This window comes from Jatrophihabitans sp. YIM 134969 (genome assembly GCF_054456675.1).
Genome location: NZ_JBTJEQ010000012.1, coordinates 90,544 through 101,789 on the forward strand (window position 1 = coordinate 90,544; position 11,246 = coordinate 101,789).

General features: G+C 71.6%; 11 protein-coding genes. 4 read left to right on the forward strand and 7 right to left on the reverse strand.

Annotated elements, in window-relative coordinates; translation table 11 throughout:
• Positions 1-10 precede the first annotated feature (10 nt).
• Positions 11-688: a response regulator gene (locus ACXR2U_RS08850; protein WP_458824605.1), complete on the reverse strand. Its 678-nt coding sequence runs from the start codon at positions 686-688 to the stop codon at positions 11-13.
• A 79-nt stretch (positions 689-767) separates the two neighbouring features.
• On the opposite strand from ACXR2U_RS08850, the gene ACXR2U_RS08855 reads away from it, so the two are divergent.
• On the forward strand, positions 768-1,847 hold the full coding sequence (locus ACXR2U_RS08855) for a LolA family protein (protein ID WP_458824606.1): 1,080 nt from the start codon (positions 768-770) through the stop codon (positions 1,845-1,847).
• 24 nt (positions 1,848-1,871) lie between these two features.
• On the opposite strand, the gene ACXR2U_RS08860 is transcribed toward ACXR2U_RS08855, so the two are convergent.
• The 4 genes from ACXR2U_RS08860 to ACXR2U_RS08875 all read right to left on the reverse strand — a co-directional run bounded on the left by ACXR2U_RS08860 (position 1,872) and on the right by ACXR2U_RS08875 (position 5,149).
• A complete protein-coding gene (locus ACXR2U_RS08860) occupies positions 1,872-2,753 on the reverse strand; it encodes a DUF559 domain-containing protein (protein WP_458824607.1) in 882 nt (293 codons plus the stop codon).
• 128 nt (positions 2,754-2,881) lie between these two features.
• Entirely contained in the window at positions 2,882-3,136 is a 255-nt protein-coding gene (locus ACXR2U_RS08865) for a DUF2630 family protein (RefSeq protein WP_458824608.1), read from the reverse strand.
• Between the two features lie 28 nt (positions 3,137-3,164).
• Positions 3,165-4,373 (reverse strand): sensor histidine kinase, encoded by a 1,209-nt coding sequence (locus tag ACXR2U_RS08870; RefSeq protein ID WP_458824609.1) that lies wholly within the window; start codon positions 4,371-4,373, stop codon positions 3,165-3,167.
• Positions 4,370-5,149: a response regulator gene (locus ACXR2U_RS08875; protein ID WP_458824610.1), complete on the reverse strand. Its 780-nt coding sequence runs from the start codon at positions 5,147-5,149 to the stop codon at positions 4,370-4,372. Before ACXR2U_RS08875 ends, ACXR2U_RS08870 begins: the two co-directional genes overlap by 4 nt.
• Before the next feature lie 71 nt (positions 5,150-5,220).
• On the opposite strand from ACXR2U_RS08875, the gene ACXR2U_RS08880 reads away from it, so the two are divergent.
• The 3 genes from ACXR2U_RS08880 to ACXR2U_RS08890 are packed head-to-tail and all read left to right on the forward strand — an operon-like array spanning position 5,221 to position 7,853.
• Complete coding sequence (locus ACXR2U_RS08880) at positions 5,221-6,711, forward strand: cryptochrome/photolyase family protein (protein WP_458824619.1); 1,491 nt, start codon at positions 5,221-5,223, stop codon at positions 6,709-6,711.
• A 25-nt stretch (positions 6,712-6,736) separates the two neighbouring features.
• Positions 6,737-7,627, forward strand: a complete 891-nt coding sequence (locus ACXR2U_RS08885) for an alpha/beta fold hydrolase (protein WP_458824611.1) — start codon at positions 6,737-6,739, stop codon at positions 7,625-7,627.
• Positions 7,628-7,646: 19 nt separating this feature from the next.
• Complete coding sequence (locus ACXR2U_RS08890) at positions 7,647-7,853, forward strand: hypervirulence associated TUDOR domain-containing protein (RefSeq protein WP_458824612.1); 207 nt, start codon at positions 7,647-7,649, stop codon at positions 7,851-7,853.
• A 23-nt stretch (positions 7,854-7,876) separates the two neighbouring features.
• Here ACXR2U_RS08890 and ACXR2U_RS08895 read toward each other — a convergent pair whose 3' ends face one another.
• Together ACXR2U_RS08895 and ACXR2U_RS08900 are read right to left on the reverse strand one after the other, a co-directional pair.
• Entirely contained in the window at positions 7,877-10,264 is a 2,388-nt protein-coding gene (locus tag ACXR2U_RS08895) for a glycoside hydrolase family 65 protein (protein WP_458824613.1), read from the reverse strand.
• Positions 10,261-11,010: a beta-phosphoglucomutase family hydrolase gene (locus tag ACXR2U_RS08900; protein WP_458824620.1), complete on the reverse strand. Its 750-nt coding sequence runs from the start codon at positions 11,008-11,010 to the stop codon at positions 10,261-10,263. The genes ACXR2U_RS08895 and ACXR2U_RS08900 overlap by 4 nt, the downstream gene beginning before the upstream one ends.
• Positions 11,011-11,246 lie beyond the last annotated feature (236 nt).

Below are 11,246 nucleotides of genomic sequence, written 5' to 3' on the forward strand. Positions count from 1 at the left end.
CGGCTGCGGCTCAGCGGCCGTCGGGCTCGAGGCGGTACCCCGCGCCGCGGACGGTCTGGACGGTCGCCCGGTCGAACGGGGTGTCGATCTTGCGGCGCAGGTAGCCGACGTAGACCTCGACGACGTTGGTGTCGCCCTCGTAGTTGACGTCCCACACGTGGTGGAGGATCTCGGACTTGCTCACGGCCTCGCCCGCGCGCCGCATGAGGAACTCGAGCAGCGAGAACTCGCGGGGGGTGAGCTCGACGTCGACCTCGCCGCGCTTCACGGTGTGGGCGCTGGGGTCGAGCACGAGGTCGCCCGCGGCGAGCACCGCCGGGCGGGGGACCGCGCCGCGCCGTAGCAGCGCCCGGATGCGGGCGACCAGCACGACGAACGAGAACGGCTTGGTGAGGTAGTCGTCGGCGCCGAGGTCGAGGGCGTCCGCTTCGTCGTACTCGCCGTCCTTGGCGGTGAGCATGAGGATCGGCGTCCAGTTCTCGGCCTTGCGCAGCGCCTCGACGATCCGGTAGCCGGACAGCCCCGGCAGCATGATGTCGAGGATGACGACGTCGTAGGTCTGCTCCGAGGCGAGGTGGAGACCGTCCGGACCGGAGTGGGCGATGTCGACGGAGAACCCCTCGCTGACCAGCCCGCGTTGCAGGGCCGTCGCGAGTCGGGTCTCGTCCTCCACGATGAGCAGGCGCACGGGGTCAGCTTGCCAGGACCGGCCGTCCGGGGCGGCCCGACTCAGGGGGGTCACAGAGCGTCGTGCTCATCCTCACCACGTGCCGTGGACGTCCCTGCAGACCGGCTGGCGGACCCTGGTCCCCCTCGTCGTGGTCGGGACGGTCGCCCTGGTGCTCGCCGGGGCGTTCACCGCCGGCGCCAACAGCACCCCACCACCGCGGACCGCGGCCTCCCTGCTGGCCGATCTCGGCCGGGTCGACGTCGCCGGGTACTCGGGCACGGTGGTACAGCGCAGCACGCTCATCGACCAGGCGCCGAGCTCGGCGTCGGGCCTCTCGCTCGCCCGGTTGATGTCGGGCAGCAACACCATCAAGGTCTGGTACGGCGGGGTCGACCGGCAGCGCATCGCCGTCCTGGACGCCCAGGGTGAGAGCGACCTGTTCCGCGACGGCAACCAGGTCTGGCAGTACGACAGCCAGGAGCGGGTGGCGATCCAGTCCATCGCCAACCCCCGGCGGGTCACCGACAGCGCCCGCATCCCGGTCGACGGCACCACCGTCACCCCCGACGACCTCGCCCGCCAAGCCGTCGCCGCCGTCGACCCGTCGACCTCGGTGACGGTGTCGACCCCCGGCACGGTCGCGGGCCGGCCCGCGTACCAGCTGGTCATCACGCCGCCGTCGACGTCCGCCACCCGCATCGGGCGCATCGTGCTGTGGCTCGACGGCGACACCCGCATGCCGCTCGCCGCGCAGGTCTACGCGCGGGGCGCCGACGACCCGTCGATCGATCTCGCGTTCACCAGCATCGCCTTCGAGGTGCCCGACGACGAGGCCTTCCGCTTCACGCCACCCGCGGGCGTCGAGGCGCAGACCTTCGACAGCGTCGACGCCGACTTCGCCGCGAGCCCCGACCCGCTGCTCGGCCTGCGCAGCACCGTCACGGTCGGCCGGTCCTGGACCCGCATCGCCGTGATCACGACGCCGAACCTCACCCCCGAGGCGGAGGACGCCACCACCGCGCAGTTCGGCACCCGCCTCCAGGCGGTGTCCGGGGCGTGGGGGAGCGGTCAGTTGCTGCAGACCAACGGCGGGCTGCTGTCGATGCTGTTCCTCTCCGACGGCCGCATCGTGGTCGGCGCCGTGGCCCCCTCCGCCCTCTACGCCGCTCTGGGGTAGCGAATTCTGTGTCTTCTCGCAGCCTCACGCTGCAAGAAGACACCGGATCTCGGCGATGATCGCCTCGGGATCATCGAGGTCGGCCCAGACGTAGCGCACCGTGTCCCACCCGGTGACCAGCGTGCGTCGGTCCCGCTTGCGATCCGGGCCGAACCGTTCCTGCTTGCCGTGGGTCGCCCACCCGTCGAGCTCCACGATCAGGCGGCGGCCGGGGAATGCCAGGTCGACGGTGACGGTCCCACCCGTCGTCGTCCGGATCTCGTACTGCGGCTCCCAGCCGGTGATGCCGTGCCGTCGCAGCAGCCGGTGGAAGCGGCGCTCGAACTCCGACTGCGCTCCCGGCGTGATCTCCTCGCGGAGCTCGCGCAACCGGGTGTTCCCGGCTCGTCCCTTCTCGCGCTCGAGCCGACGGTCGAGATCGGCCAGCGTGAACCACTGCTTCTGGAAGCCGCGTTCGAACAGGGCGCGCGCCGACCCCCGGGGTAGCGATCCGACCAGGTCCAGGGTCGTGCGACTGCGGGTGGTGACGGGGAGCCCGTCGACCTCGGTGACGTCGTCCGGACCGAGGATCACGCGGTGCACGCGGACGAAGTCGGGGTGGCCGTTGCGCGAACGGCGGTCGGTCACCGCGATGTCGACGGCGTCCGGGTCGTCGTCGACCCCGACGTCCCAGATCCGCCCCGCGGTGCGGTAGCTGACGACGCCGTGCGACCACATGACGGCGGCGAACCGGCGCCCGCGGGGGGTCAGAGGCGTCGACGGCGCCCGGAACACCCCGGGCAGTACCAGGACGAGCTCGCCGCGCCCGACCATGCCGCGGTGCTGGGCGTCCGTCACGCCGACCGCCCGCAGCTGCTCGACGCCGATGACGCCACCCTGCCGCTCGGCCGTTGCCCACCAGTGCACCTGCCCGATCCTGGCGCCGTCTGGGCCTGCTGGCGCGAGAAATCGTCAGCCTGTGGACAACCTCGCCACACGACCAAATTCTGTGTACTCCTGCCGCGTGGGGCTGCAGAAGTACACAGAATTTGGTTCTACTGGAGGTACTTGGTGACGTTGTCGACGGGGCGCTCGACGGAGTCGTCGGGGTTCTCGTGGAACTCCTCGTGGGCGCGGCGCTGGCGCAGGAGGTCCCACGCCTGGTCCAGCTGACCCTCGAGGAGTTTGAGGCGGGCGCGGTCGTCGTCGGTCATGCCACCGGGGTGCGACGCACGCAGCGTCTTCTCCTCGGCGACCAGTTCGTCGATGTGGGCGAGGATCGACTTGTCCCGGGCTGCGGCGTCACTCATGGGCACCATCGTGCACCCGCGCGCCCGCCTACTCCGGGTCGGGCAGTTCCACGACGACGGTGAGACCGCCGCCGGGGGTCTCGGCGAGCATGAGCTGACCGCCGTGGGCGCGGGCGATGCGCTGGCAGGTGGCGAGGCCCAGGCCGGTGCCGGGGACGTCGGTGCGCAGGCGGGCGAGCGGTTCGAGGACGGTCGCCCGTTCCTCGGGCGGGATGCCGAGGCCGTTGTCGGCCACGCGCAGTTGGCGCGCGCCGTCGACCTGCCGCACGGTCACCGAGATCTCGCCGTGCACCGGACGGCCGTACTTCAGCGCGTTGGTGAGCAGGTTCTGCATCAGCAGCCGGATCTGCGACGGGTCACCCCAGATCGTCGCGTCCTCGCACGTCGCGGTGACGCCCGCGCCGACGGCCGCCCACCGCAGGTCGCTCTTGACCTGCTCGAACACCGCCGGCAGCGCGACCTCCTCGCGGCGGAGCATGCCGCCGACCCGGGCGTAGTCGAGCAGGTCGTCGATGAGCCCGAGCATCCGCCGGCCCGACGCCTGGGTGCGTTCGACGTAGCGCAGCGCCACCTCGTCGCCCGCCACCGACGCCCGGTCGCTCGCCATCTCGGCGAAGCCGATGATCGAGGTCAGCGGGGTCTTCAGGTCGTGGCTGATCTGCCCGGCGAACGAGACCAGCTGCCGCTGCGAGCGCTCGAGTTCCTCGAGCTTGGCCTGCAGCAAGCCACTGCGGCGCCGGAGCTCGAACAGGTCGATGACCTGACGGGCGAGGGTCTGCAGGCCGCCGCGCTGGGCCTCGGACAACGACGACGGGTGGTCGTCGTACACGCACAGCGTGCCGATCTCCCACCCGTCGGGCGTGCGCAGGGTCGCCGACGCGTAGAACCGGATCGCGGCGAGCTGGCCGGTCACGAACGGGTTCGTGGCGAAGCGGGGATCGCTGGCTGCGTCGTCGGAGACCACGAGCGACTCGGTCTGGAACCCGATGGCGCACATCGAGTCCTCGCGCTCGCACGAGCCCGGGTCGAGCATCGGGCCGTAGGTCGCGATCGTGTGCTGGGTCTTCTCGTCGATGATGTTGACCGCCGCCGAACCGACGCGGCAGACGACGGTGGCGAGCTGCGCGAGCGCGACCAGGTCCTGGGTGGGAGGCGAGCCGAGGACGTCGTAGGCCGCGATGGCGGCGTGCGCGGCGGCCGTGCGGTCGAGGCGGCGCGCCCCGACCGTGGAGGTCACCCGGTGCCGATCTTGTAGCCGATCCCCCTGACGGTCCGCACGTAGCGACCCTGGCGCGGGTCGTCGCCGAGCTTGCGGCGCAGGTTGCCCATGTGCACCTCGACCAGGTGGCCGTCGCTGACCCAGTCCGTGCCCCACACGGTCTTGAGCAGGACGTCGCGGGGCCAGACCTTGCGCGGGCTCGACATCAGCGTGGCCAGCAGCTCGAACTCGGTGCGGGTGAGCGCGAGTTCCGCACCGCCGACGGTGACGGTGCGGGAGTCGACGTCGACCTCGAGCTCGCCGATCCGGACCGTGCCGTCGAGGCCCGCGAGCGGGCTCGCGGCGGGGGTCGGGAGCATCCCGGGGATCTCGGTGGCAGCGGCCGCCGCGGCGGGGACGGGGGCCTCGGCCTTCTCGCGGCGCGGCCGGCGGAGCATCGCGAGCACCCGGGCCCGGACCTCGCGGGGGCTGAACGGCTTGGTGAGGTAGTCGTCGGCGCCGATCTCGAGGCCGATGAGCCGGTCGACCTCCTCGGCGCGCGCCGAGAGCATGACGATGTACGCGTCGCTGGACTGCCGGATGCGGCGGCACACCTCGACGCCGTCGAGATCGGGCAGGTTGAGGTCGAGGGTCACCAGGTCGGGGTCGACCTCGGCGACGGCGGTGATCGCGTCGCGACCGTTGGCGCTGCGGTGCACGTCGAAGTCGGCCTGACTGAGCGTTTCGGTCAACAACGACGCCACTGCTTCGTCGTCCTCGACCACCAGGGCCACGGGCCGCCCGCTGCTGGACACGCCGGAGACGATATCGGGATTCTCAAGACCCTGCGACGCGAACTGATGACCCGACCACGCAACCGGGGTATCTGTCCGGTGTGTCAGAAACCTCCGTCCGGTGGTGCTTCGGCGACCAGCTCGGACCGCACTTCCTGGACGGCCCCGACCAACGGGTGCTGATGATCGAGTCGCGGGCGGTGTTCCGGCGTCGGCGCTTCCACCGGCAGAAGGCCCACCTCGTGCTCTCGGCCATGCGCCACCGCGCCGCGGAGCTCGGCGACCGTTGCACGTACATCCGCACCGACGGCGGGTACCGCGACGCGCTCCCGGGCGGGCCGGTGAGCGTCTGCCACCCGACCTCGCGGGGCGCCCTGCGCCTCGTGAGCTCGCTGCCGGACGTCGAGGCCCTCGACCCGCGCGGGTACGCGAGCCCGATGGCCGACTTCGCCCGGTGGGCGGACGCCCGCAAGGGCCGCCTGCTCATGGAGGACTTCTACCGCGACGCCCGCCGCCGCCTCGACGTGCTGATGGACGGCCGCGAGCCCGCGGGCGGGAAGTGGAACCTCGACGCCGAGAACCGTGAACCCCCGCCCAAGGGCGCCGAGCGGCTCGACGTGCGCGAGCCCTGGTGGCCGACCGAGGACGAGATCGACGAGGAGGTGCGCCACGACCTCGACCGGTGGGAACGCGACGGTGACGTGTCGTTCGTCGGCAACGACGGCCCGCGCCGGTTCGCCGCCACCCGGTCCGAGGCCGTGTCGGTCCTGCGCCGGTTCGTCACCGACCGGCTCGCGACGTTCGGCCCGTACGAGGACGCCATGCTCGCCGGCGACGACTGGATGGCCCATTCGTTGCTCAGTGCACCGATGAACCTCGGGTTGCTCGATCCGCTCGAGGTCGTGCACCGCGCCGAGCAGGCTTACCGCGACGGCGAGGCACCGCTGGCCTCCGTCGAGGGCTTCGTGCGGCAGGTCATCGGCTGGCGCGACTACGTGTGGCACCTCTACTGGTACCAGCCCGCGTCGTACCAGCGGCGCAACGCGTTGCATGCTGCAACGAAACTGCCGAAGTGGTTCGACGACCTGGACGCCGATGCCGTCGAGGCCCGGTGCCTGTCCGACGTCCTGCGTGGTGTGCGCGACCACGGCTGGGTCCACCACATCCCGCGCCTCATGGTGCTGGGCAACTACGCCATGCAACGCGGCTGGCGGCCCGCGGCCGTCCTCGACTGGTTCCACCGCAGCTTCGTGGACGGCTACGACTGGGTGATGGTCCCGAACGCCATCGGCATGTCCCAGTACGCCGACGGCGGGGTCATGGCCACCAAGCCCTACGCCGGTGGCGGCGCGTACATCGACCGGATGAGCGACTACTGCGGCGGGTGCCGGTACGACCCGAAGAAGCGGGTCGGGGAGGACGCCTGCCCGTTCACCGCCGGCTACTGGTGGTTCCTCGAACGCAACAGGCCCGAGCTCCAGGGCAACCAGCGCATCGCCCGCGCCCTGGCCGGCGCGCAGCGGCTGAAGGACCTCCCGGTCGTCGTCGAGCAGGAGGAGCGCCGGGGCTCGCGGGCGCCGTGAGGACCACCGACGTAGCCTCGCGGCCGTGATCGAGCACCGGACCCACACCCTGCCCGACGGCCGCAACGTCGACCTCGCCCTGGCGGGCGACCCGACCGCCCCGGCGGTGGTGTTCCACCACGGCACACCGCAGGCGCACGAGGAGTACCCGCCGCTGGTCGAGGCCGTCACCAGCCGCGGGCTGCGCTGGATCGCCCGTAGCCGGCCCGGGTACGGCGGGTCCACCCGCCGCCCCGGACGCACGGTGCGCGACGACGCCGACGACGTCGCCGCCGTGCTCGACGCCCTCGGGGTCGAGCGGTTCCTGTCGATGGGGTGGTCCGGTGGTGGCCCGCACGCGTTGGCCAGCGGCGCGGTGCTGGCGCCGCGGTGCGCCGGCGTGGTGTCGATCGCCGGGGTCGCCCCGTACGTCGGCGCCGCGGAGTCCGGTCTGGACTTCCTCGAGGGCACGGGCCCCGAGAACCACGAGGAGTTCGGGGCCGCGCTCGAGAGCGAGCAGGCGCTGCGCACCTACCTCGAGCCGCAGGCGGCCGAACTGGTCGGCGTCACCGGCGCGCAGGTCGGGGAGGCCCTGGGCGGCCTCGTCGACGCGCCCGATCTGGCCGTGCTCACCGGCGGGTACGCCGAGCACGTCGCGGCGTCGTTCCGGGAATCGGTCTCCAGCGGGGTCGACGGCTGGGCCGACGACGACCTCGCGTTCACGACGCCCTGGGGGTTCGAGCTCACCGACGTCACGGTGCCGGTCGCGGTCTGGCAGGGCAGCGAGGACCGGATGGTGCCGTACGCGCACGGCCAGTGGCTCGCGGAGCACCTGCCCGACGCCCGGGTGCACCTGCTGCCCGGCGAGGGTCACCTCTCGGTCGGCATCGGCCGGTTCGACGAGATGGTCGAGGAAGCCCTGACGTTCCTGCGCTGACCTGGGTAGGTCTTCTGACGTGGCAGACATCAGCAAGGGTGACGAGGTCACCTGGAACACCTCGCAGGGCAAGACCCACGGCAAGGTCGTCGAGGTGAAGCACGCCGAGTTCACCTTCGACGGCCAGAAGTTCAAGGCCAGCGACGACGAGCCCTACGTGATCATCGAATCGGACAAGAGCGGCAAGAAGGCCGCCCACAAGGCCAGTTCGGTCTCGAAGAAGTAGCGAGCGGCGGGCTCGGACGCGACTCAGCCCTCGCCGGCGTCCTCGACCTCGTCGACCGGCATCGGCCGGCGCCCGGCGGGCTGGGTCGGCTCGGGGGTGATCGGCTCGATCCGGGCGATCGAGACGGTCTGCGCCGTGCCGGTCTCGAGGTCGACCGCGTCGCCCTGGTGGGTGATGCGCAGCGACGTCGCGCCGTCGTTGAGGGCGTCCTCGAGCAGGTAGGTCACGGAGTCCGACATGACGGTCACCCGCAGCCGGGCGCCCCGCCACCGCACCGTGAACGCGATGCGCTGAATGCGGGCCGGCAGCTGCGGGCGGAACGACAGCGCGCCGCCGTAGTCCCGCAACCCGCCGAAGCCCGCCACGAGCGCGATCCACGCCCCGGCCAGCGACGCCACGTGGACGCCGTCGCCGGTGTTGCGCTCGAGGTCGCGCAGGTCCATCAGGGCCGCCTCGAGGGCGTAGGCGTGCGAGAGTTCGAGGTGGCCGACCTCGGCCGCCAGCACCGCCTGCGTACACGCCGACAGCGAGGAGTCGCGGACCGTCAGCCGGTCGTAGTACTCGAACGCCTTGGCCTTCTCCTCGAACGAGAACTGGTCGCCCGTCCAGTGCATCGCGAGCGCGAGGTCGGCCTGCTTGACGACCTGCTTGCGGTAGATGTCGAAGTACGTCGCGTGCAGCAGCAGCGGGTAGTGACCCATCTCCTCGGTGCGCTCGAAGTCCCACACCTCCTTGCGGGTCGAGCCGAGATCCTGCTGGTACACGCCGAGTTCGTCGTCGAACGGCAGGACGCGGTGGGTGGCGGCGTGCTCCCAGCGGGCGAGTTCCTCGTCGGTGACGTCGAGTTTCGACGCGTCGTCGGGCCACTGCCGGACCCACTTCGCGGCGTGCTTGAAGTTGTGGGCCGCCATGAGGTTCGTGTAGATGTTGTCGTCCACGATGGCCGTGTACTCGTCCGGCCCGGTGACGCCGTGGATGTGGAATCCGCCGTGGTCGTCGACGAATCCGATCGAGTCGAGCAGGCGGGCCGTTTCGACGATGATCGGCAGCCCGTAGTCCTTCGCGAACTGGGCGTCGTGAGTCCACTCGTACTGGCGGATCACCGCGGCGGCGATGTCGGCGTCGATGTGGAACGCGGCGGTGCCCGCGGGCCAGTAGGCCGAGCACTCCTGGCCGCGGATCGTGCGCCACGGGAAGGCCGCACCGTTGTGGTGCAGGGTCGCGGCGCGCTCCCGCGCGTCGGGCAGGATCGAGTACCGCCAGGCCAGGGCGTCGGCGGCGGCACCCGGGTTGGTCGCGGTGAGCACCGGCAGGACGAACATCTCGGTGTCCCAGAAGGAGTGGCCGTCGTAGCCGGGGCCCGTGAGTCCCTTCGCGGGGATGGCGCGGCGTTCGGCGCGGGCACCGGCCTGCAGCACGTGGTACATGCCGAACCGCACGGCCTGCTGCAGCGCCGGGTCGCCGTCGACGTGGACGTCGGCGCCGTCCCAGTAGTCGTCGAGGTAGGCCCGCTGCTCCTCGACCAACCCGTGCCACCCGGTGTGGCGGACGGCCACCAGCGCGGCGTCGACCTGGTCGTAGAGAGCGGGGACCGAACGCTGCGAGGACCAGCCGTAGGCGAGGTACTTGGTGATCCGGAGCTTCTCGCCCTTCTTGAGGAAGGTGCCGTAGGTCATCCGCGCGAAGTCCTGGTCGGTCTGCATGCGCTGGGTGGCGTGGTCCGGACCGACGATCTCGTGGTCCATCCCCGCGGCCATGGTCAGCTCACTGGCGCGGGTCTTGTGGATCAGGATCGCGCGCAGGTCGTTCTCGTAGTGGGCGACGGCCTGGAGCGGCTCCTTGAGCGCCGCCGCCACCCGCGGATCCTTCGACTGGCGCGGGAGTTCCTCGTTCGTGACCAACTCGGACTGGACGACGACGCGGGTGTCGTCGACCGCCTCGACCTCCCAGTCGATCGCGGCGATCGCCCGCTGCGTGAACGACACCAGCCGGGTGGTCCGCAGCCGGATCCGCTTGCCGGACGGGGTGGCCCACTCGACGACCCGGCGCAGCACGCCCGCGCGCAGGTCGAAGATCCGCTCGTGGTGCAGCAGGTCGCCGTACCGGAGGTCGAACGGTTCGTCGTCGACGAGCAGGCGGATGAGCTTGCCGTTCGTGACGTTGACGATCGTCTGACCCGACTCCGGGTAGCCGTAGCCCGCTTCCGCGTACGGCAACGGCCGCAGCTCGAAGAACGAGTTGAGGTAGGTGCCGGGCAGGCCGTTGGGGTCGCCTTCGTCGAGGTTGCCGCGCAGGCCGATGTGGCCGTTCGACAGCGCGAAGACCGACTCGGTCTGCGGCATGGACGCGAGGTCGAGCCCGATCTCGCGCACCGCCCAGGGTTCGACGGGGAAGCGGGACTGGCGGATCACGAGGAGGCCTCCGGGGCGTCGTCGAGCAGATCGGACAGGTCGTCGACCACGACGTCGGCGCCGTGGGCCTTCAGCGCGTCCGCCTGGTCGACGCGGTTCACCCCGATCACGTAACCGAAGTGGCCGGCCCGCCCGGCCTCGACACCGGCCAGGGCGTCCTCGAACACCGCGGCGGCGCTCGCCGGCACGCCGAGTTCGCGCGCGCCCTCGAGGTAGGGGTCCGGCGCGGGCTTGCCGGCGAGGCCCTTGGCGGCGACGGTGTTGCCGTCGACGACGATCTCGACCTTGTCGCGGAGCCCGGTCACCTTCAGCACGTCCTCGGTGTTCTTGCTCGCCGAGACCACCGCGCGGCGCAAGCCGGCGGCGATGGCGGCGTCGAGGTAGCGCACCGAACCGGCGTAGGTCTCGACGCCGTCCTGGTGGATCTTCTCCAGGAGCAGGTCGTTCTTGCGGTTGCCGATGCCGAAGATCGTCGGCGTGTCGGCCGAGTCGTCGACCGCGCCGCGGTCGGGGTGGATGTCACGGCTGGCGAGGAAGTCGCGGACGCCGTCCTCGCGCGGTTTGCCGTCCACGTACGTGTTGTAGTCGTCCTGGGTGAACGGGCGGTCGTCGCCGTGTGCGGTGAGGACCTCGTCGAAGGTCTGCTTCCACGCCGCGAAGTGGACCTTCGCGGTCTGGGTCAGCACACCGTCGAGGTCGAACAGCAGGGCGGTCACGCCGTCAGGGAGTCCGAGCACGGTCCACAGCATGCCCCCCGTCCCGCCCGGCGTCCCGCCGACCGGCCGAGCGTCCTGGACCGGCCGAGTGCCCCGGACCGGCCGAGCGGGATCGGGACGTGGTGCGAGAGTGTCCGGGTGCGCGTGCTGCTCCCGCCCAGCGAGGCCAAGACGTCCGGCGGGCGTCGTGGCCCGGCCCGGGTCGTCGACCCCCGGCTCGCCGCCGCCCGCGCCGAGGTGGCCGCGGCGCTGGACTCGGCCCTGGC

Bases quoted from the DNA above. Each gene is read 5' to 3' on its own strand.
- ACXR2U_RS08865 (WP_458824608.1), bottom strand. From the start codon at position 3,136: ATGAGTGACGCCGCAGCCCGGGACAAGTCGATCCTCGCCCACATCGAC.